The organism is Oxalobacter formigenes (genome assembly GCF_002127965.1).
Classification (GTDB): Bacteria; Pseudomonadota; Gammaproteobacteria; order Burkholderiales; family Burkholderiaceae_D; genus Oxalobacter; species Oxalobacter formigenes.
The window spans coordinates 2,028,188-2,050,389 of record NZ_CP018787.1 but is presented as its reverse complement, the minus strand read 5'-3'; the positions used below and the strand labels follow the sequence as shown (position 1 = coordinate 2,050,389).

The 22,202-nt window shown below is 50.7% G+C and carries 20 protein-coding genes; 18 read left to right on the top strand and 2 right to left on the bottom strand.

The window, feature by feature from the left end; translation table 11 throughout:
- Nucleotides 1–146: 146 nt before the first annotated feature.
- Nucleotides 147–1,148: a sugar ABC transporter substrate-binding protein gene (locus tag BRW83_RS09680; RefSeq protein ID WP_005879708.1), complete on the bottom strand. Its 1,002-nt coding sequence runs from the start codon at nucleotides 1,146–1,148 to the stop codon at nucleotides 147–149.
- 372 nt (nucleotides 1,149–1,520) lie between these two features.
- Between BRW83_RS09680 and BRW83_RS09675 the strand changes: the two genes are divergently transcribed.
- From BRW83_RS09675 to BRW83_RS09605, 15 genes are all read left to right on the top strand, one after another.
- Entirely contained in the window at nucleotides 1,521–3,650 is a 2,130-nt protein-coding gene (locus BRW83_RS09675; RefSeq protein WP_196793271.1) for a bifunctional diguanylate cyclase/phosphodiesterase, read from the top strand.
- Nucleotides 3,651–3,861: 211 nt separating this feature from the next.
- Nucleotides 3,862–4,284: a LexA family protein gene (locus BRW83_RS09670; protein WP_005879710.1), complete on the top strand. Its 423-nt coding sequence runs from the start codon at nucleotides 3,862–3,864 to the stop codon at nucleotides 4,282–4,284.
- Nucleotides 4,285–4,315: 31 nt separating this feature from the next.
- Complete coding sequence (locus tag BRW83_RS09665; protein ID WP_005879711.1) at nucleotides 4,316–5,578, top strand: Y-family DNA polymerase; 1,263 nt, start codon at nucleotides 4,316–4,318, stop codon at nucleotides 5,576–5,578.
- A 581-nt stretch (nucleotides 5,579–6,159) separates the two neighbouring features.
- Nucleotides 6,160–6,942: an ABC transporter ATP-binding protein gene (locus BRW83_RS09660; protein ID WP_005879713.1), complete on the top strand. Its 783-nt coding sequence runs from the start codon at nucleotides 6,160–6,162 to the stop codon at nucleotides 6,940–6,942.
- Nucleotides 6,939–7,691: an ABC transporter permease gene (locus tag BRW83_RS09655; RefSeq protein ID WP_005879714.1), complete on the top strand. Its 753-nt coding sequence runs from the start codon at nucleotides 6,939–6,941 to the stop codon at nucleotides 7,689–7,691. The genes BRW83_RS09660 and BRW83_RS09655 overlap by 4 nt, the downstream gene beginning before the upstream one ends.
- An 18-nt stretch (nucleotides 7,692–7,709) precedes the next feature.
- Entirely contained in the window at nucleotides 7,710–8,714 is a 1,005-nt protein-coding gene (locus tag BRW83_RS09650; RefSeq protein ID WP_036602577.1) for an ABC transporter substrate-binding protein, read from the top strand.
- Nucleotides 8,714–9,712, top strand: coding sequence for a quinone oxidoreductase family protein (locus BRW83_RS09645; protein WP_005879716.1), 999 nt, complete (start codon nucleotides 8,714–8,716; stop codon nucleotides 9,710–9,712). Before BRW83_RS09650 ends, BRW83_RS09645 begins: the two co-directional genes overlap by 1 nt.
- A complete protein-coding gene (locus BRW83_RS09640; protein ID WP_005879717.1) occupies nucleotides 9,709–10,104 on the top strand; it encodes a PaaI family thioesterase in 396 nt (131 codons plus the stop codon). The genes BRW83_RS09645 and BRW83_RS09640 overlap by 4 nt, the downstream gene beginning before the upstream one ends.
- Before the next feature lie 2 nt (nucleotides 10,105–10,106).
- Nucleotides 10,107–10,862, top strand: coding sequence for a VOC family protein (locus tag BRW83_RS09635; RefSeq protein ID WP_157658864.1), 756 nt, complete (start codon nucleotides 10,107–10,109; stop codon nucleotides 10,860–10,862).
- Nucleotides 10,859–12,289, top strand: a complete 1,431-nt coding sequence (locus tag BRW83_RS09630; protein ID WP_005879719.1) for a class I adenylate-forming enzyme family protein — start codon at nucleotides 10,859–10,861, stop codon at nucleotides 12,287–12,289. The genes BRW83_RS09635 and BRW83_RS09630 overlap by 4 nt, the downstream gene beginning before the upstream one ends.
- Entirely contained in the window at nucleotides 12,282–13,700 is a 1,419-nt protein-coding gene (locus tag BRW83_RS09625; protein WP_005879720.1) for a Sapep family Mn(2+)-dependent dipeptidase, read from the top strand. Before BRW83_RS09630 ends, BRW83_RS09625 begins: the two co-directional genes overlap by 8 nt.
- 208 nt (nucleotides 13,701–13,908) lie before the next feature.
- Nucleotides 13,909–15,015 (top strand): porin, encoded by a 1,107-nt coding sequence (locus BRW83_RS09620; protein ID WP_036602580.1) that lies wholly within the window; start codon nucleotides 13,909–13,911, stop codon nucleotides 15,013–15,015.
- Between the two features lie 258 nt (nucleotides 15,016–15,273).
- A complete protein-coding gene (locus tag BRW83_RS09615; protein ID WP_232451487.1) occupies nucleotides 15,274–15,786 on the top strand; it encodes a hypothetical protein in 513 nt (170 codons plus the stop codon).
- A 99-nt stretch (nucleotides 15,787–15,885) separates the two neighbouring features.
- Entirely contained in the window at nucleotides 15,886–16,653 is a 768-nt protein-coding gene (locus BRW83_RS09610) for a hypothetical protein (protein WP_005879724.1), read from the top strand.
- 543 nt (nucleotides 16,654–17,196) lie between these two features.
- On the top strand, nucleotides 17,197–17,529 hold the full coding sequence (locus BRW83_RS09605; RefSeq protein WP_005879725.1) for a hypothetical protein: 333 nt from the start codon (nucleotides 17,197–17,199) through the stop codon (nucleotides 17,527–17,529).
- Between the two features lie 127 nt (nucleotides 17,530–17,656).
- Here the strand turns inward: BRW83_RS09605 and BRW83_RS09600 are convergent, their stop codons facing one another.
- On the bottom strand, nucleotides 17,657–19,123 hold the full coding sequence (locus BRW83_RS09600; RefSeq protein WP_005879726.1) for an aminoacyl-histidine dipeptidase: 1,467 nt from the start codon (nucleotides 19,121–19,123) through the stop codon (nucleotides 17,657–17,659).
- 189 nt (nucleotides 19,124–19,312) lie between these two features.
- Here BRW83_RS09600 and BRW83_RS09595 point away from each other — a divergent pair, with 189 nt between their 5' ends.
- The 3 genes from BRW83_RS09595 to BRW83_RS09585 all read left to right on the top strand — a co-directional run bounded on the left by BRW83_RS09595 (nucleotide 19,313) and on the right by BRW83_RS09585 (nucleotide 21,828).
- Complete coding sequence (locus tag BRW83_RS09595) at nucleotides 19,313–20,626, top strand: mechanosensitive ion channel family protein (protein WP_005879727.1); 1,314 nt, start codon at nucleotides 19,313–19,315, stop codon at nucleotides 20,624–20,626.
- The gene (locus BRW83_RS09590; RefSeq protein WP_005879728.1) at nucleotides 20,623–20,976 is read left to right on the top strand and encodes a nucleotide pyrophosphohydrolase; all 354 of its coding nucleotides are present in this window, start codon (nucleotides 20,623–20,625) and stop codon (nucleotides 20,974–20,976) included. The genes BRW83_RS09595 and BRW83_RS09590 overlap by 4 nt, the downstream gene beginning before the upstream one ends.
- Nucleotides 20,977–21,339: 363 nt before the next feature.
- The gene (locus tag BRW83_RS09585; RefSeq protein ID WP_155811797.1) at nucleotides 21,340–21,828 is read left to right on the top strand and encodes a hypothetical protein; all 489 of its coding nucleotides are present in this window, start codon (nucleotides 21,340–21,342) and stop codon (nucleotides 21,826–21,828) included.
- The last annotated feature ends 374 nt before the right edge of the window (nucleotides 21,829–22,202 follow it).

Genomic DNA, 22,202 nt, shown 5'->3' with positions numbered 1-22,202 from the left:
ATATAAAATGCTTTTTTCGAAGCAACGGATTTTTCGGAAATTCATTAAGAAAAGCGCGCCTTATAGGCGCGCTTTTTTTCTTTTTCTTTTTGTCAATATAACTGGAAAAATCCGGATGTACTTTTTTTTGTTTTCAGTGATCCCGCCTATTTCCCGTAAACCTCTTCCCGTGTATAGACACCCGTATCGATGAGTTGCCTGTCGATGTTTTCGCGGGTGATGATTTTGCCGTTCACGAGGTAGGCCTTGATAGTCGAAGCGCTTTTGTTGTCGAAGGCGGCATTGACGTTGGTGGGTTTGTTAGTGGCCAGATTGTACGCTTCGTTTGCGGCGGTGACGGCCATGGCTTTCAGATCCATATAGACTGTGGCGTCCTGCGTGCCGTTGACGAGCCGTTTGATGGCAGGCAGTTCGGCGTCCATGCCGACGATGACGACGTGGTTTTTGATGCCGAGTTCCTTCACGACCTCGGCAGCGACACCGGCCATGATGTCATTATGGGCAAATATGGCATCGACCTGATGGTTGTTCTTTTTGATGGCGGCCGTGAGTTTTTTGCGGGCAATTTCGGGATTCCATCCGTCGATGTATTCGTCCAGGATGATTGTCAGGTCACCCTGCTCGACCAGTGGCTGGAAGTATTTCATGGCACCGTCATTCAACAGGGGGACGTTGAAATCGTTGGCGTCGCCCTTCAGTATGGCAACGGAACCTTTATAGGTTTTTTCGGAAAGGTGCGAGCCAAGGCTCTGTCCGATCTTGTATGTGTCGTAACCGACGAAGAAGTCGAGGTTTTTGCCGAGTATGGTTCTCGCATATAACAGGACCTTGACGTTCTTTTTCCGGGCATAGTCCAGGATCTCGTCGGTTTTGTTGGCATCGCGGGGGACGAGAATCAGGGTCGATATGCCATTGTCGATCATGTCGATACAGTCTTCGGTCTGGGTCTTCGGCGTATCGGTTTTGTTGAGTCGGGCATCGACGTCCATGCCAAGTTCTTTGGCGCGTTCTACCATCAGGTTCATTTCCACCGGCCAGCGTTTGGCAGGGCCGACACCGAAAGAAATGCCGAGTTTGGGTTTGGTCGCATTGTCACATCCGACGCATAAAAACAATAATAAAAAGCAGGCGAGCAGTTTTTTAAACATGGTGTTTGGCCCTGTATCGTTTTTGTGTAAGGGAAGGGGTTGCCCGGAAGAAATGTAAAAAAACAACTATAGCATGCTTTGCTTGTCACCTGACGTTGGGAGGAGCCTGATTTTCCAGTGGATTACTCTGGATTTTTCAGGGTTATTATGCGATGCTTGCCTGTAAACAACAATTCATTCAATCAACTATCGTTTCTGCAAGGTAGGTGATTTTTGTGTAAAACCGTTGAATATCGATACAAGACCGAACCGCTTTCCGGACATACCGGGCGACATGAATTCGCAATGAGAAACGGAAAATTTGCCCAGAGGGCTTTGCCCATTTTCATGCTGCTGATAAATATCTTTTTGTCAGTGGTTGTGGTGTTTCTCATGCGGCACGTGCAAAATCTGCTGGATTCCGACGTCAGGATCAATCTCATGGAGATTGTGACGCAAAACAAGGATGCGATTACCAGCCGGTTGATGGTGAACATCAAGGATCTGGATGTCATCTCGAACCAGATTACCGACAATCTGAAAACGTCCGGTATGACCAGTGATGGGGAAATTGACCGTTTCCTCGAAGAATATTCCCTTCAAAACAATAAAAACGACATTTTTATCGCTGACAGACAGGGTGTGATCCGGTGGGGAAATGGCCGCACTATCGATATTTCGGGACGCCGGTATTTCCGTCTGGCCAGTGAAGGGACTGCCAATATTTCAGATAAATCCATTTCACGGATCGATGGGACTGAAGTTTTCATCATTTCCGTGCCGCTGATGTATGAAGACAAGGTCATCGGTACGGTACAGCATCTCTACTCCCATGACGCCATGTACAGGATGGCGTCACCGACGCTGTTCTCCTCGCAGGGGTTCATGCATATCATCAATAGTGAAGGCTATGTCATTTTGCATACCGATCACGATGGATGTCAGGGAAGCTCGGATAATTATTATCGCGACCTCTACAGTTCCGGAAACCGGGAGGCTTCTTCACAACTGAAAGACGATATCCAGCATGCCAGGAGCGGTTTCATGGAAACGACGATCGGTGGCAGAAAACTGTTCTCTGCCTATACGCCGATCGACAAGGCCCATGACTGGTTCCTGATCACGTCTGTGCCTTATATGACGGTGTCGCCGAACGGCAATACCGTCATCAACCTCTTCTATTTCATCCTTCTGGTTGTCGTTCTGATTTTCTCGTCGAGTATCACGTATTTCCTGTGGTACAAGAACAGGCAGCGCGCCAATCTGGAAAGGATCGCGTTTGTCGATCCGATCACCGGCGGCAATACGGTGAACAAATTTGTCGTGGATGCCATTGCGGCCATGCAATCGACGGACGAGACGAACTTCTTCATCATGAAGTTCGACATCGACAATTTCAAATACATCAATAAATTCTACGGGTTTGAATTCGGCGACCGGGTGCTGAAACATATTTACGAAAATGTGTCCGGAAAATTGATGCCGGGTGAGGTTCTCGCGCGGATTTCCAGTGACCATTATGTCGCGCTTTTGCGCGACGCCGGTGAGGAACGGCTTAAAAGAATGCTGTCTTCCATTGAGTATGAAGAGCTGATCCTGTATTTTTCTGCCGGTGTTTATGCGGTGACCGACAAGACGGAAGGCATCAACCTGATGCTGGACAAGGCCTGTACGGCGGCACAGGAAATCAAGGGGACGTTAGGCCGGTATGTCGCTTACTATACGGAAGAATTCGACAAGGCCAATATCCGTAACGAGCAGCTCAAGCGTGCTGTGCAGCAGGGTATTGAAAATGGTGAATTCATTCCTTTCATTCAGCCTAAAGTGAATATCGATACCCGTGAACTGGTGGGTGGTGAAGCACTGGCACGCTGGCGTAGCCCGGAAGGAAAAATGATATCGCCCGGTGTGTTTATCCCGATGTGCGAACAGACGGGCATGATCGTCGATATCGACATGATGATCTATGAAAAAGTGCTTCAGTTCCTGAGAGCTCATCTGGATGCCGGTATTGCCTGTGTGCCGATTTCAGTCAATTTCTCCCGCATGCATCTCTTGAATGAAGACTTCCTTGACCAGATTGTCCGCAAGCGGGAAGAATACAATGTCCCGGCCAGCCTGATTGAAATCGAGCTGACGGAAAGCGCCATTTTCGACAATATCGACAATATTTACGTTTTCACCGAGAAAATGCATTCTCATGGCTTTTCGATTTCGATGGATGATTTCGGTTCGGGCTATTCATCGCTGAACATGCTGAAAGACGTTCCGATCGATGTGCTCAAAATTGACAAGGGATTTCTCGAGGAATCAAAAGATAACAGCCGGCGCAATATTATTTTCTCCACGATCGTGGAGATGGCAACGCAGTTGAATATCCGGATTGTGGTGGAAGGCGTCGAATTTATCGAAAATGTCGAATTGATGAGGAACTGTGGCTGCTCCATCGCACAGGGCTTTTATTTTGCCCGGCCAATGCCGTCAGAAGATTTCAGTGATGTGATGAAAAAAGGCAGTTGCTAGCTACAGAAAAAAGTTCGTATTATTTCTTCACCCGCTTGTTCGATCCGTCCTGAAAATAAGGTATTCCTGAAGACCTGCCTGATGGATGGAGTCCGGGTTTTCATTTCGTTGCGGTAACTATTTTTCCTGCATAAAACTGACAGGCAGACTTGCTAATCTTTGAAAAGAGCGGTAATTTACTGTATATATTTACAGTAATTTGAGGTTCATTATGAGACGCTCTCCGGCACCGGAATTGTCCGATTCCATTACCCGTAACCGGATTGAAAATACTTCTGTCGCCGGTTTTCCCATTCCGCATACCGATTCAGCCAATACGATGGTCGATTTGAATGCGCAATTGCTGGTCAATCCCTGTTCTTCTTTCCTGTTTCGCATGAAAGGGGATTCGATGGAAGGGATCGGCATTTATGAGGGGGATACGATTGTCGTCGACCGTTCGATCGATCCACAGCATAACCATATCGTGCTGGGGGTGGCCGATCAGGAGTATCTGGTAAGGCGTTTGTACAAGCGCGGACGGACGGTTCGCCTGATGCCGGAAAATGAAAAATACCGGCCGCTTGAATTGACGGAAGGACGTGAATTGCAGATATGGGGAGTGGTTACGGCCAGTATCCGCAAACTGATTTGAAACGTGTGAACATACGGTGATTTGAAAAACGATGGAAAAGAATCTCGCTCTGGTCGATTGCAATAATTTTTTTGTCTCGTGCGAACGGGTTTTCCGTCCCGATCTGGAGGGGAAACCGGTGATTGTCCTGTCCAGTAATGACGGGTGTGCGATTGCGCGCAGCAATGAAGCGAAGGCGCTGGGCATCCGGATGGGGGAACCCTGGTTCAAGGTGAAGGATTTGCCGAAATACCGGGATGTCGTCGTGTTTTCAAGCAATTTCCCTCTGTATTCGGATTTGAGCAACCGGGTGAAATACCTGCTGGCGGATTTTTCACCCGTTCAGGAAGTGTACAGTGTCGATGAATCGTTTCTGGATCTGACCGGTTTCGACGATGTCAAAGAGCGGATGGTCGCCATTCGGGAAACGGTAGCGAAAAGGATCGGCATACCGGTTTGCGTGGGTGTCGGGCCGACCAAGACACTGGCGAAGCTGGCCAATTACGTCGCGAAGAAACACCCCCGGTCAAAGGGCGTGTTTCATTACAATGTGTTGACCGAACAGCAGAAATCCGGCTTGCTGAAACAGATCCCGATCGATGAAGTCTGGGGTGTCGGCCGTCGCCTGAACCGCTCGCTGATCAGCCGTGGCATTGAAACGGTGTACCAGTTGCGGGAAGCGGATATCCGGACGATGCGCTCACGCTACGGGGTTGTCATGGAACGGCTGATTTCCGAACTCCGGGGGATTTCCTGTATCGATATGGTCGATGTCAGTCCACCCAAAAAACAGATTCTCTCCAGCCGTTCGTTTGGCGGGGTGATAACGGAAATTGACGATTTGGAAAACGCCATCGCTTTTCATGCGACGAAAATAGGCAAGCAGCTCCGCAGGCAGCATTCCATTGCAGGGATGGTGCATGTATTCCTCATGACTGACCGGTTCAGGAAAGACAAGCCGCAATATCATCCTCATGTCAGTTTGCCGCTGATCGACGCGACGAACAGTACGATTGAGATCAACCGCTACGCCATGATGGGGTTGCACCGGATTTTCAGGCCGGGATACGAATACAGGAAGGCGGGGGCGTGTGTCAGTGAATTGTCGCCTGAGTCGGTTTTCAGTCCGGACATGTTCACCGATCCGAAAAGACGGAAGATCATGCAGGTCATGGACGAGATCAATGACCGTTTCGGGAACGGGACATTACGTCTGTCGCAGGACGATATGATGCACCGGCGCTGGCGTCCGAAGGTGGACAGGGTTTCCCCGCGATATACGACATCGTGGGATGAGCTGGCGGAATGTCAGTAAATTTTTCGGCTGACTCCGGGGAAAATGTTTTCCTTCAAGAAAATTTTTCCTGAAAAGCCTGCCTTTTTCAGTGGAAGTGTTAAAAAAATGTCATAGCCGATCAAAATAATGTTGACATTTTTTTTGATTCAGGGAAAATAGCATCCATAAAACATACTAATCCCATAGGATTTATATGAAAATGGAAATCAGGAAATATCATGAATCATTCAATAGACAATTTTGATACCTCTCCGGGCGATGCGAAACGATCTTTCGCAAGCGTGTCTGTATCCGCAAAGTCCCGTTTCTTTTCAGACGTTTCTGTTTCCTCCGGACAAATGTCCATGTGTTGCCACTCCTTCTGCTGCTGTTGTTGCTGATCCCCGATTGCAATAACAGTGCTGTCCTGACCGGTTTGTAAATTTACAGGCTGCGTCCATTCAAGGTTCTTTTCATATTGTCCCGTTTCGATGTGGACAGGAAAAAGACCGAATCAGCACCCCGATTTTTTTCAAAAAAACTGGTGTGGGCATTTTTTTGCCCTGATGCCGGATTTTTCCGGTGACAAAACTTTTTAATCCGCGTTTGAAGGAGGGATCATGGGATCCGTAGCCTATCTGGAACCGGTTTATTCTACCGATTTTGCACGGTCGAATATTATCGAATTGAAATCGCTTTCCAAAAATTTTGGTGAGCTCAAAGTCCTTGAAAATATCGATTTTGCGATCAGGGCAGGAGAAATATTCGCCATCATCGGTACGTCGGGATCGGGAAAAAGCACGTTTTTGAACATCATTTCCGGCCTGCTCGAGCAGGACAGTGGCTCTTTCCGGATTTCGGGAAAAGCCAGCGGCCAGTTTTCGGGCTGGAAGCGGATCGCCTACATGTTTCAGGAAGATCGCCTGCTGCCCTGGCGCACGGTCAGGGATAACGTCGCTTTCGGTCTTGAAAACACCTCTCTCGGAAAACAGGCGAAAAAAGCGCGGATCGACGAGGTCATTGATCTGGTCGGCCTGCATGAATTTGCCGATTACTGGCCGCATCAGATATCCGGGGGCATGAGAAGCCGTGTGGCACTGGCGAGAAGTCTGGTGATTGAACCGGAAGTGCTGCTGATGGACGAGCCTTTTTCCAAACTGGATGCCCAGACCCGCTCGCAGATGCATGGTGAGTTGCTCCGGCTTCACGACCTGACCGGCATGACGGTTGTTTTCGTGACGCACGATGTGGAAGAGGCTGCCGTTCTGGCAGACCGGGTCGCTGTTTTTTCTTCCCGTCCGGGTCGCGTGAAAGAAATTGTCGACGTGAATCTGGATCGCCCGCGATTGCTGACGGATGCCCACCTCTCGGAACAGATCCGCACGCTGAGGAAAAAAATATGAAAACCGTTTCTCTGATCGGACAACGGCTTTTGCTTGCCGCGATTGTTCTGGCCATATGGGAATTGTCTTCACGGCAGTTGCAGGCGTTCGTCTTGCCCGGCCCGCTGGCGGTGTTCGACGCGTTTGTGTCGCTGGTGAAAACCGACACGTTCTGGACGGACGTTGCCGTGACGGTGAGAAGGGTCTTGCTGGGCTTTGTTCTTTCCGCGATCGTCGGCACGGTAATTGGCGTCGTGTTCGGGGCGAGCCGGAGACTGGCCGTTTTTTTCGAACCGGTCATTTCGGTATTGAATACGGTGTCATCGGCAATCTGGGCCGTGTTCGCGATTATCTGGTTCGGCATTTCGGACGCCAGTACGGTGACCGTCGTTTTCATGACGGCGATGCCCCTGATCCTGACGAATATCTGGGACGCGACCAGGACGGTAGACCGCCAGTACGTTGAACTGGCCCGCAGTTTCCGGATGAACACGTTCCAGATTGTCCGGAAGATTTATATCCCGACCATTTTGCCCGCGTTTTTTTCCGCGTCGCGTCTGGCTTTCGGTTTCGGGTGGCGTGTCTCGCTGGTCGCGGAAACGATCGGCGCGGGAAGCGGGATAGGTTACCGCCTGCGTCTGGCAGCGGATATGGTCCAGAGTGCACAGGTTTTTGCATGGACGGTGCTGCTGATCGTCTTCATGGTGCTGATTGAATCAGGTGTGATCAAGCCGGTGGAAAAGTGGCTTTTCCGCTGGAAATTATCTTAAAAATTCAGGAGAAACAAAATGCGTAAATGGATAGTGGTTTCAGTTCTGGTGATTATTGCTGCGGCGGCTGCCGGGTATTTCTGGCTATCATCGCCGCCAGCACCGGCAAAAGAAAAGGTACGTGTGGGGTACTGGACGAGCGGGGTCAGTCTGGGCTTCGGCACGGTTCTGGAAGAACAGAAATTTCTGGAAAAGGAAGGGCTGGACGTCGAGTTCGTCCGTTTTCCGGATCTGGCCGCGCAGATTCGTGCCCTGGCATCGGGTTCGATTGACGTCACTTTCGGTTCGCCTCTCTCTGCCATCTATGCGGCTGACGAGGAAGGGGTGCCTGTTGTCCTGATCGGCGCGTCTCAGCCTGCTGACGCAGTGGTGGTCGTCCCGGAAGATTCACCGGTCAAGACGCTGGCCGACCTGAAGGGGAAGAAAGTGGGTGGCACGTATCCGACTGCGGCGGTTTCGGTTCTGTTGAACACGATTGCCGATCAGGGATACGGCGTCAAGCCGGAAGACTTTTTGATTGTGGCCGGTAACGAATCAAGGCTCGTCCAGTTTCTGGCGCAGAAACAGGTGGATGCCAGTGTCTTGAGGACGGTCACACTGGATCAGGTCGGCAAGGAGCTGAAACTGAAGACGATTGCCAATCTGGGCGATGAATGGAAAAAGATCACCAAAAACGATGCGCCTCCCTATATCGGCACGGTGGCTGCGACGACAGACTTTGCCGTCAGGAATCCGGATGCGGCCGCCAGAGTCATCCGTGGCCTGATCGAAGCCCAGAAATGGGGAAGCGCCAACAAGGATCAGGTCGCGACGATTATGGAGAAAAAGGCCAACCTGCCTGAAAAAGACGCGCGTGTCTTTGCCAGCCGCTGGGACAGCATGTACCGGACGGCATTTGATCCGGTGACGATCAAAACGCTCAAGCTCGAACATGAAGCCTTCAAAAAAGTCGGTGTCATCAAAGGCCAGCTTAACGAAGCTGTTTTTGTCACAGAACCCTACAAGAAAGCGACAGGACAATAATGAAAGCATTGATATTGAATGGACATGGTGGCCTGGAAAATCTGGAACTGGTGAATGACAAGCCGCTTCCTGTCGCCGGTGAAGGGGAAGTACTGGTCAGGGTGAAAGCGTCGGCTTTCAATTATCACGATGTGTTCACGGTTTCCGGTATGCCGGGCATCAAGGTTCCATTGCCGGTCGTGATCGGGCTGGATATTGCCGGTATTGTTGAAGAGGATGCAGGCGAGTGGAAAAAGGGCGACCGTGTTCTGGTCAACCCTGTCCGTCCCGGTATCGGCCTGATGGGGGAAATGATCGATGGCGGGATGGCGGAGTTTGCTGTAGCCCGTGCCGATCAGCTCTTGCGCATTCCGGACGCGGTGACCTTTTATCAGGCAGCTGCCTTGCCCGTGGCGTATGGAACGGCACATCGCATGTTCATCACGCACAACACGGTCAAGGCGGGCGATACGGTGCTCATTCTGGGAGCCAGTGGCGGGGTTGGAACGGCGTCGGTTTTGCTGGCAAAGAAACTGGGTGCCGAGGTGATCGCCTGCGGCGGAAGCGAGGAAAAATGCGATGCACTGAAAAAACTCGGCGCAGACCATGTCATCAATTACCAGACGACAGATTTCGTCAAATGGGTTTACGAGCATCTCGGCAAGCCGGAACGCCGTGTTTACAAGGGAGGCGTGGATGTGCTCGTAAATTTCACAGGGGGCGATACCTGGACGAAATCCCTCAAAGCCGTGAAACGTGGTGGACAGATTCTGGTTTGCGGTGCGACGGCAGGTTACGACCCGAAAGAGGATTTGCGCTACATCTGGACGTTTGAGCTGAACATCCGGGGATCGAACAGTTTTTATAACGAGAACCTGACGGATTTGCTCGATATGGTTGCCAAAGGTGAACTCGATCCCTACATCGACAGTGTTCTTCCTCTGGAACAGGCGTCAGAGGGGCTGGCACAAATCAGGGACCGGAAGGTCATCGGAAAAATTATTGTGGACCCGACATGATGAAAAACGAAATCAATGCTCTGATCCAATCCCGTCCTTTCCACCAGTGGCTCGGGCTGGAAGTGACCGATGTGGGCGAGGGGCACGTGGAAATCACGGCACAGTGGCGGCCTGAATGGATCGTGAATCCCGAAGGCAATTACATTCATGGCGGCATCCTGGCCTCACTGGTCGATCTGGGCGCGGACTGGGCGCTTTTCTCCCATACCGGACGCGGGGTTCCGACGATTGACTTGCGCGTCGATTATCACGCTGCGGCAAGGGGAAACCTGCGAATAGTCGGAACGGTACTGAAAGCCGGCAGAAAGATTTCCTCGGCCGAGGCGAAAGTGTTCGATGAAAGCGGAAAACTGGTCGCCTCCGGCAGGGGCGTTTACCAGACGGGGGAATGAATATGTTTTCACTTGACCATCTTGTCATCAATACCCGGTTCAATCTGGATTCTTACCGGGCGTTTTTCAGCCGTCTGGGTTTTACGGTAACGCCAAAGAGTCACCACAGCCTCGGTTCGGTGAATCATCTCATTGTATTTCAGGACACGTATCTGGAATTGATCGGTCTGGAACGGGATGGCCCTGTCCGCAAGGACATCATGGAAAGCCGGATGGGCATTGACGGGCTGGTTTTGAGGATGCAGGACGAAGAAGCTGTTGTGGCCGGGCTGAAAAAGGCAGGATTACTGGCATTTTCTCTGCAAAAGTTCAACCGTTTGCTGGAAAACGGCGAAAAAGCGGAATTCCTTGCCGTGAGGCTGGAACCTGGGCAGTTTGCCGAAGGCCGTGTGTATTTCTGCCGTCATCTGACACCGGAACTGGTCTGGCAGCCCGGGCATATGACGCACCCGAATGGGGTTTCCGGAATCGGCAAACTGACGATTGCCGCAGCCGATCCGGACGTGACCCGCGAGGCTTACGGCAGACTCGGAAAATTGAAGGGGATCGAACTCGATATCTGCGATCTGGAAGAGGCACGGAAACGGTTTGGTTTGCAAACCGTTCAGCCCGACCGGTTTCTGGCGATCACGTTCACAGGAGCGGACTTGCACCGGCTGTCAGGGTTCCTGCTGGATGCGAAGGTATCGTATTTCTTTGTCGGTGAAAGTCTTCTCGTTCCTTTGAAGGACGGAAGTGTACTGGAGTTTGAATCATGAATCTGGGAACGCTTGGAGAAAAAACGGAGCCGTCGAAAACGGCATTTGTGAGCCTTGCAGACGGCATTCATTACACCTATGCCGACTTGCAGCGGATATCGGATATGGTCGCTGCCGATCTGGCGGACGAATTTGAAAAAGGCACGAAAATCGCACTGGTCGGGGTCAATTCGGGCGCTTACGTGGCGACATTGCTTGGTGTCATGAAAGCGGGAATGGTTGCCGTGCCCGTCAATCCGAAGCTGCCGCCTTTGCGTATCAGCGACATACTGGCCGATTCCGGAGCGCAACAGGTATTTGCGGACGGGGAATTGAAGGCGTCCCTGTCGAAAACGCTGCCTGTCAACGCCTTTTATACATCGGGAAACCGTTCGTTTGAAACGGTCGTTCCGGACGACGGGCAGCCCGCGCTGATCCTGTATACGTCAGGTTCGACGGGCAAGCCAAAAGGCGTTGTCCTCTCTCACCAAAGCCATGTCTGGACAGCGCTGGCGCGGGTGGAAACCCTGTCATTGCAGGATGAGGTCACGCTGATCGCCGCCCCTCTTTTTCACATGCAGGCGCTCGCGCTGGCCTTCTGGGTGCTGGCTTCGGGTGGGACGGCGGTGATATTGCCACGGTTTTCAACCGCGTCCTATCTTGACGCGATCGAAACGTACCGGTGCACGTTCATCACGGCGGTTCCTCCGATGATCGAGGCCATATTGCGTGACGATGGCATTCATCTGGCCGATCTTTCTTCCGTCAGGCTTGTCCGTCTCGGATCGGCTCCGGTCTTGCCGGGCCTTTACCAGCGGATTGCCGTGATACTGCCCTATGCCGCCATTCTGGTCGGTTACGGGACGACTGAATCCGGGCCGGTGACGTTCGGTGCGCATCCGGACGGTGTGCCGTTGCCGTCGCTTTCCTATGGTTATCCGCATCCGGAAGTCGATGTCCGTTTGAATGCCGACAGCGTTCTGGAAATCCGTTCTCCTGCCCTGATGAACGGCTATCACAAGCGTCCCGAACTGTCGCCTTTTACGGAAGACGGCTATTACGTGACGGGCGATGTTTTCAGGCGGGACGACAAGGGCTTTTACGCTTTTGTCGGCAGGGCGGATGATATGTTCGTGTCGGGCGGCGAGAACATTTATCCCGGCGAGGTGGAAACCTTGCTGGCAACGCATCCGGACGTCGTCAATTCCTGCGTGGTTCCGGTCGATGACGAGATCAAGGGTACGAAACCGGTCGCTTTCGTCATCCGTCATGGAAGTGTTACTGAAGAAAAACTCAGGCAACACATACTGGATCGGGCGGCTCCGCATATCCATCCGCGCAGGGTGTGGTTTCTGGACAGTTTTCCGGTAACCGATACGAACAAGATCGACCGACGGAAATTGATGGCGGAAGCGGAAAAACGGGTGAGGGAGAAAGAACATGCATAAGAAAATAGACGACGGTTTTGACGGACTGGTCAGCGACCTTCAAAAAACACTTTCATATCAGACGGAGGCGTCAGGATACGATCCGGATGCGGCGCATCCTTTCGGGAAACATATGACGGAGGCACTGGACGCTTTCCTCGATATGGCCAGAAGTTATGGATTCATTACCAGGAATATCGACAATATGGCGGGATATATCGATACGTCGGACGATGTATCTCTTCCTCTATATGGACTGATGTGCCATCTGGACGTCGTTCCTGCCGGAGACCGGGCGAAATGGATTCATCCTCCTTATGGTGGAGTACAGGAAAACGGACGGATTTACGGACGGGGCAGTCTGGACGACAAAGGCCCGGCGGTCGTGGCCCTTCATGCCATGAAGGCGGTACGGGATTCACAAAATTTGAAGAGCCGTTTCCGTCTGATTGTCGGGCTGGATGAGGAAACGGGAGCTTTCCGCTGCATGAAGCGTTACCTGAAAATGGAGGAAATCCCCCTGTACAGTTTTTCGCCCGATGGCGCATTTCCGCTGATCAATGCGGAAAAGGGAATCTTGCGGCTGACGGTTGAAAAGCATTTCGATGAAGCGGGAAAAAATGGCGAAAAAGCGATCGAACGCATTTCCGGAGGAGTTCGCACGAACATCATTCCGGATGCAGCGTTTGCGGTGTTGAAAGGGGATTTCCCACATCATGCGACAGAGGGTATCGGGATCGATGGTGAAAAGATCGTTTCAAGAGGCAAGGCCGCACACGTCAAATATCCGGACAAGGGCGACAACGCCATTTTGAAGCTGCTGTCCTATCTTGCCTCGCTCGGGATCGACACGCCGCTTGGCCGGTATGTCCGGGATCTTCATACTCTTTTCCCGGGGGAGTACGACGGCAAGTCCTTGCAGATCGCTTCTGAAGACAGTATATCCGGCAGCCTTTTCTGCTCGCTTTCCATTATCGAGGCGGATGAGAGCCAGTGCGTTCTCAAGATCGATATCCGGCATCCGGTGACGGTCAAAGGTGACGACATCGTGGCAAAGCTGAAAAACGTGTTTGGCGTTTTTGGCGCCACAGTCAGTGTCGATAGCCGTAATGAACCGCTTTACATGCCTGAAAGTGATCCTTTTGTCCGTCTCCTGCTGGATTCGTATGCCTCGGTAACCGGGGATGAGGCAAAGCCCCTGTATACGGCAGGCGGAACGTATTGCCGCGATATGCCCAATTCCGTGTCGTTCGGAATCGTCTTTCCGGGAGAAGAACCTGTAGCGCATATGGCAAACGAGTATGTGAATGTGGATTCCCTGAAGAAGGCCGCCCATATCTATGCCGAAGCGTTGAATCGTATCGACGGGCTTTCCGGGAAAAACGGGTTTTCCATGAAGTCGACGGCCGGGAAGGACAGGGTGTTTTCATGATGTTTTTGGATGGCATCGATACTCGCTGTTTCTGCTGTTGTTGATCTTTCCTGATCGTCCGGCTGGAAAATCCGGCGGGTTGTAACCGGCGCTAGCTTGTGCTGCTGCCGGGCTCGGGAAACGTCGTGTCCCGAAATCGTGCCCTTTCTTTTTTCTTTTCTTTTTCTAATTCGGCTTTGCCGGTTTGTTTTGTCTTATGGAGAATTTTATGAATAAAAAAACAGTCGCCCTCCTCGCTCTGGGCTTGTCGGGAACGCTTGCTCATGCGCAAGGCAGTGTGACACTGTATGGTGTCGTCGATGTCGGGTATATCAAGGAAACCGGCCGGGACATCAGGATGGGCGATAACGATAACAACCGTCTGGGCTTTCGGGGAGTGGAAGATCTCGGCAATGGGTTCAAAGCCATTTTCAACCTTGAAAAACGGTTCGATTTGAATGACGGTACAGCGGGCAATTCGAATACGGCCAGTTACAAGGGAACAAAAAACGCAAAACAGAAAGACTGGGATGGCCCGACGTTTGTCGGACTGGCAAGCGAGAACTGGGGGAAGGTTCAGCTGGGACGTGTGAATGAACTCTCGACGGAAACGATCCGCAAATTCGATCCCTTCAACCAGATCGGTATCGGTTCCCAGATTTACAGTGTCCAGCGCAATGCCCGTATCGATAATACCGTTCGCTATAACAGCCCGGACTGGAGCGGTTTCAGCTTTGGCGCAAGCTATTCTCTCGGTGGCAATACAAAGGGAGAAAATGCGATTGCACCTGCGTACTCCGGTGCAGACAATGACGGCTACGGTATCAATCTTTCATACAACAATGGTCCGTTCTCATCGACGGCAAACTGGAGCCGTGTGGCCGATTCGAACGATTCCTCTGTCTGGAATATCGGGCTTGGGTACAAAGTCTTGCCGACTCTCAGACTTTCCGCTTCCTATGAAGACACCAACAGCAAGGGCTGGAAGGGCGGCAATGGGGCGGCTTCGGGCACGACGGCCAATCCTGACGGATATTCCAGTGCACTGAAAGCAAGGGAAAGGAATTTGCTGGTAGGGCTTGGCTGGAATGTCGGCCCCGGCAGGCTTGACGGTTCCGTCCAGTACAATCGCCTGAAAGACACGGCATTTCTGACGGATACGGCGGATTCCTGGAAATATTCGGTCGGTTATACCTGGTTTCTTTCGAAAAGGACTTCCCTCTATGGCTTCCTTGCCTATACGGATTACGGCGACAAGGAAACGGGCAATTTTTACAGTGGCCTGAAGAAGGATAGTGTGACGGGTGTCCAGCTCGGCATGACGCATAAATTTTAAAATGACGGGATCGTTCGCAGCTCAGGTGAATGATCCTAACCTTGAAGCCAGAATCCGGCTTTTGTCCTGAACCCGTTTTGGCAAACCGGTCAGGATGAAAGCCGGTTTTTTTGTGTTGAAGGTTTGTATGGCCATGCGAGGGCACGAATATGGCTTCTGATAGGATAGAATAAAAACCATTCTGTTATGGTGGTTTGATTGCAGGGATGCCTTATTGCGCAACAAGATGAACGGACGGGGAAAACGATGGAAACATGGATGATTGTATGGGCCATTGTGCTGGCGACATTGATAATGATTGGCTTCGGTGCTTTCAGGAAATGGTTCCGGAAAAGCAAAATCGTCAATGAAGTCAGGGAGGGTGTCGCCTCAGTCCAGGATTTCCGTGAAAAGTATCCCACCACAGCGGAATACGAAGCGGCCATCAAAAGGGAACTCTTGAGTCAGGGCGCCGAGGTGACACTCCTGAAGCAGGTGTTGAAAGACAAGTATGACATGACGATTGCACAAACGCACAAGTCGGGAGAAGAGCCTGCCCATTTTGTCGACCGCTGGCTTTTTTCCGTCGCCGCGCCGAAACGCTGGGACTTTATCGAGGGTATGTTGCCGTATTATTTTCAGGTAGTGCAGGTGGCACTCGCACAAAACATCCGCCCGACTCCCGTCATCAACCAGTGCGGGGGCATGACGCCGTTCATCCAGATGATCGAATCGGAGTATACACGGGGGACTTCACCGGAAGAACTCGTCACAAGGCGTTTTTTGGCGTGATATTTTTGGTAATATCAAATATTTCTGTCTTATCCCGATACCGGAGAACAATGTCCGGTACAATGAACGTTTGTCCAATCCCATTGAACAGGAATAATCATGGCCAATCAGGAAGAACCAATAAAAGTGACGGATGATTTCAAACAGTGCTGGCAGTCTGCCGGTCGCCATTTGCAGAGTCAGGTTGAAGGCGGCCTGACGTGGATGAGGGCGTCACTGGATGAACCGTTTATGGAACATCTGTCTTTCAGACTCGGTAACCAGCTGTTTTTCGTTCGCGTTATAGATGTTGACAATGAACTGAAAGTCCCTGGAACAGACGAAAATCTGATCAAAATCGCAGAGGGGTGCAAAGGTCATGCCTGTATCATGCCGATGAGGTTCTCTTTCGGAAACTGGATGCCAGTAGAAAAGGGCTGGGGCCTTTTGTCAGCTGTCGATAAAAAGCCGGTGAACCCGCCTGATCTGGTCACAGATGAAAAAATCGAAATGACGGATTGGGAACTGCACGATTTTGCCGTTCAGGTCGTTCGTCAGAATCTGATGCATGAAGGCGAACACGTCGCCGGATGGGTCAGCAATCCTGAATTGCAGCCTTCCATCTGGATCAGTACCGAAGAATTTCCGCAATGGGTCGTTGTACAGGCCGTTCGCTGGCCTGCCGAAGCGAAAATTCCGGATAACATCAAGGAAATTGAAGACGCTTATGCCTCCAAGGAAGCAAAGGGTACCTTTGCCTATGTCACTTTCGCCAACGAAAACCAGAATGTGAAAGAACCGCTGAAAGAAGGGGAAAAACCATTGCCTATCTATCGCGGTGACAAGGCTTATATCAGTTATTCCGGTTTGTTGAGTACAGAAAACTGATACTTGCTGCCCTGTATTGAAAACCTCCCGTTCAAACGAACGGGAGGTTTTTTTATGTCTTCGCGGTTTTTCGTCTGTCTTGTCTGCAAGGGCTTTTTATTGGATTCGCTTTGTTTTTACAGACTTTCTTCCATTTGAAAGTGATTCTTTTTGTGTTGCATGAAGAAAACACTGTTTTTATTTACAGTATGATATACTGGATGCATAAACAGTACAAAAAGGAGAATCCAAAATGAAAAACCTTGTTTCCGAAATGATGGATGCACTGATCTTTATCGCTTCGATTGTTGTGGTAATTGCCTGTTCCCAGTTTCCCCTGAATGTGATGTAAGGATAGGGCTCCCTATTCTATAAGCGGTACGAAATTTCTTTACCGGTTACCGAAAAAACAGTATCTCTTGTGTGGGGAATTTCTTTCCATGCAAGGCAGAGGCAGGCGGGGTTGCACAAATCTGTCCTCAATGTTTCGTCTTGCGAATCTTATTTCCCCGTCCCGTTTTCATATATGATGGATGAATGGTTTAAAAACGGTCGGAGAAGCTTATGGAGGTTTGCGTTATTTTTTATGCCAGCGGGTATTGCCAGTTGCAGGTTGCCGATGACGGCGACGATTTTTGCCATGTGTATGACAATCCGGACAATCTTGCCAAGGATGTTGCCCGTCTGCTGGGTGGTGATAATGCAATCGGCTGGTACGGGAACGATCCTGATGCATGGCTGAATCCTGAGACGACGAGTGGCATCCGTTTTGTAACCGGTCAGGCTTTGCGGGGATTTTTGGCTGAGCTGGAAAAAGGGAAAATCGATTCCGGTTCCCTCTGGGACAATGAAGCCGCTTTTTACCGGGCGCTTTCGGCCAGACGGTCGGGCTGGTGATCGGGATGTTTGAGTTGTTTTTCAAGAGCGTAACTGTTTTCCAATGGCCAGAGACCGAAGCTAAACGAATAAAAAAAAGGACTGCACGAATTATTTTCGTGCAGTCCTTTTTCATGGAATTGTTTTTTCAGGCTTTGATGGCGATCGCTTTCAGCAAGGCCTGCAATAATTGCCAGGATTTTTCAACCGTATCGATTTCAACGGATTCACCCGGCGCGTGCGGGCTGTGAATGGTCGGGCCAAAAGAGATCATGTCCAGTTCAGGATATTTGGACTTCAGGATGCCGCATTCCAGCCCGGCATGAATGATGTGGGTTGCCGGTTCGCTGCCGAATTCACGTTTGTATATCTGGCGGCACAAGGCGAGAAGGGGAGAATTCATATCAGGTGCCCATCCGGGATAGGCGTTTTCACGTCTCGGCTGGATGCCTGAGAGCATGAAGAGACTGATGATTTCCCCTGTCAGGGCATTGCATGCGCTTTCGATCGTAGAGCGGACCATGAAGGTACAGGTTCCCGTGTCGGATTGCAGGTTGATCGTACCGAGATTGTTGGACGTTTCCGGCGAACAGGTTCCGGCAGTCATGCGCCAGACGCCATGCGGCGCTGCATTCAAGGAAAGCAGCCAGATGCGCTGGTCGAAAGAGGACATGATTTTGTCTGCGGAGGTGGTACTCCATTTGATCTGGCAAGCTTCATCGACGCCAGCCAGTTCTGTCATGATACGGTCTTGCCATTTTTGCAAGAGGCCACTGACCGAAATCATGTTCTGTTCCTGAATGCCAATGACGGCAGACGCTTCACGTGGAATGGCGTTTCGGGCGGTACCGCCTGTGAAACTGGACAGGCAGAGTGGAAACTGTCTTTCCAGCGAACATAAAATGCGCGTCAACAACTTGATGGCATTGCCGCGGCCTTCATGGATATTGATGCCCGAATGACCGCCACGCAATCCGCTGATGTCGATCTTCAACGCTTTCCATGCCGTCGGGAAAGGTTCGGCGCGCCCGGTTCGCTGGACAATGACGTCAGCGCCACCGGCACAGCCAAGGCAGAAATCGCCCCATGTTTCACTGTCCAGATTCAACAGGATTTTTCCGGAAAGGACGTTCTTTTCCAGTTTGTTGGCGCCGCCCATACCTTCTTCCTCGTCAACGGTAAGGAGGGCTTCAAGAGGGCCGTGGACAAGCGTTTTGTCTTCGAAGGCAGCCAGTATCAGCGCAACGCCGATACCGTCGTCCGCACCAAGGGTCGTGTCTTCGGCGAGAACGAGGTTGTCACGTACGACGGGCTTTATCGGGTCTTTTGAAAAATCGTGTTCGACCCCTTCGTTTTTCTGGCAGACCATATCCAGATGCGCCTGCAAAATGACACCGGGTGCGTTTTCATATCCGGCGCTTGCCGGTTTTTTGATGATGAGGTTTCCGCCCGCCTCGACCCGATTTTCCAGTCCCTGACTGCTTGCCCATTGCTTCAGAAAATCCCTGACGGCTTCTTCGTGCTTGGATTGTCGTGGAATACGGCACAGTTCGGCAAAGTGTTTCCAGACGGAAGCGGGTTTGAGATCCCTGAAAGGATATTCCCCTGAGTTCATTTTTTTATCCTCAAAAGACGATACGTTTCAATTGATATGAAGCCATCATACCAACTTCAATGGAAGTCGGCAGTTTCTTTTCATGAAATGTTGAAGCGAATTAAGCGTTAAGCCGGTTGAGTGTCCGGTCTCTCTGTCAGGAATATGCTATATTTCAGCGGGATTAATGAATATGAAAACAGGGTTTTTATGGCATCTCTGATTGAACAATATCTGGCTTTTTTCGATGGTTCGCCTTTCATGTACACGCTGGCGGCAGTGGCCTTGCTCGTCGTTTTGTCGGCGATCCTGAATTTTATCGTCAAGAAAATATTGCTCAGGCTGGTCAACCGGGCGCTACGTTTGACGCCGGCAGCCAATATCGGTGACAACCTGATTGAAAAAGTCATTGCCCGGCTTGCCAATATCGTTCCCGCTCTCGTGTTCACACGGGGAGTCTTCTGGATTCCGAATTTGCCGGAAGGGCTCGCTTCCTTTATCCGTAATGTGGCAGCTTCGTTCATCATCCTGACTTTTGCGATGGCTATCGGAGCGGCTCTGAATGTCGTTCAGGCAATTTATAACCAGCGTCCGGTTTCGCTCAACAGGCCGATCAAGGGGTACATTCAGTTATTGAAACTGGGTTTTTATCTGATTGCCGCTATTCTGATCATCGCAACGCTGATCGAAAAATCGCCGATTCTGCTCTTGTCCGGTCTGGGTGCCATGGCAGCAGTTCTGATGCTGGTCTTTCAGGATACGCTGCTGTCACTGGTGGCCAGTATCCAGATTTCCGCCAACGGGATGGTCAGGGTAGGTGACTGGATTGAAATGCCCAATCAGAATGCGGACGGGGAAGTGATCGATATTGCCTTGCATACCGTCAAGATCCGGAACTGGGACAGGACGATCACGACACTGCCGACCAGAAAGCTGATTACCGATCCGTTCAAGAACTGGCGCGGGATGCAGGAATCGGGTGGACGCCGGATCAAGCGTTCCATATATATTGACCAGACGAGCATTCACTTCATGACGGATGAGGAAATGCAGAGTGTTCATCGTATCCGCCTGCTTCAGGATTATCTGGCCGGCAAGGAAAAGGAACTGGATGAATGGAACAGGCGGCTTGATGACGCCGATAACGCTTATGCCAACCATCGCCGGATGACCAATATCGGGACGTTCCGCATTTATGTTGAACGATATCTGCAAAACCACGCCAATATAGTTCAGGATGCCACGGTACTCGTCAGGCAGCTTGATCCGGGCGCCAACGGCTTGCCGATTGAAATATATTGCTTTACCAATACGACGGTCTGGAATGATTATGAAGCCATCCAGTCCGGCATTTTCGACCATCTTTATTCGATCCTGCCCCGCTTCGGCCTTTATGCCTATCAACAGCCGAGCGGACGCGATTTCCGGAAAATACGCGTTCTGGAAAACGTAACGGAAACGGTTTTTAAAAATGATGCCATCGTATTGGGCAAGGTTCCCGATACAGAGGAGAAGGCCAGATGATTGATGATCATTTGCTGGCAGAAAAACTCCAGCGCTTTTCAACGGACAGGGACTGGGACCCATTCCATACCCCGAAAAATATCGCGTCGGCCCTGTCAGTTGAAGCTTCCGAACTGCTGGAAATCTTCCAGTGGACCCGGGGACAACATGACTGGTCGGAAATCGATGATGACGAAAGCGTCAGAACGCACGTCGAGGAAGAAGTGGCTGATATCCTGCTTTACCTGATCCGTTTTGCTTCTCTCGCAAAAATCGATCTTCAGCAGGCTGCGCTGAAAAAGATGGCACAAAATGCTGTGAAATATCCAGTGATGCGTTCAAAGGGTTCCGACAAAAAATATAATGAGTGACAGTGCGCTGGCGCAGGGCAGAGTGAAGCTGGTGCTGTATCGGGCAGAGGTTTGTATTTCCCTGCCCGATTTTTGTCATATGGTTCGCATACAAGTGCCGTTTTCTTTTCGGAAATCGTCTGAAATGAGACAAATATGGTTTTTTTTTGCTTCCTGCCGATGAGTTGACAGACTTTTCTTGTTCTCCTGGACAGGTTTCATTCATTATTACGATTATCCTTTCCATCTCTGGAAGCCCTATCCAGCATGCAACATAATCATTTATGCCGTTATTTGTTCTCTATTGCATTTATCTCGATATTTGCGATACCTCGTGCCGTCTTTGCATCCCAAGTGACAATGTCCGGGGCTGATGTCGACTGGATGAGCATTTTTGCAATCATTTTCATTTTTCTCGTCATTGCCGGTTTGGTATGGCTGTCGTTTTATGTGAAAAAAGAGCGTGCAAATCATGTACAGGTCATGATCTGGATGTACAGTTCGGTTCTGGACGGAAAGTTACGCAACCTGATTATCAATCTGCAGGATTCTGTCGAACTCCTGTGTTCCGATAATTTCGACAATGAATTATTAAGTGTTTCGCAGGACAGTTTCTGGCGTCTTGGTGACAAAAGGTTGCGAGCCGATTTTCTTGATCTGGCAGAAAAATCCTCTCTTGGAGAACTTCAGATTCAGGATATCAATTATGGGTTCGAGTGTCTGGAAGAAGCCATAACGTATATGAAAACGCTTTCCGACAGCCGGGATGGCAGGCTGGAAATGCTGGCACGCATTGAAAGGGAACAGCTCCAGGATTTGCTGCTGGGCGCGATACAAGCTTTTGAAGCGGTCAAACGCAAGGTTTGCCCGTGACGGGCGGGATATACGAGGCATCTGTCCGGTTCGTCCTGATGGCCTTCATGATTTTGCATGTCTGGAATCCTGACTTCAAAAGTGGCCCCACTGGCGTCAAGACGTTCCGGATCAAAAAGAAATCACACACGTAAAACGATAACGGGTTTATTTGCGCAAAACCTGCGTACACCTTTTCTGGATCATCCGTGAAGATTGAACCGGAACCCAATGCACACATGGCCAACAAGCCATGTTTTCATCCATTCAGAAATCATGTTGATAAAATCATGATTCGAAACAGTTGCCCCAAACCTGTGCTGATAAATAACGTGAAGGATGATATCGGGCAGGTTTGCCCGCATATTTATATTTATATATATGATGAAACATTT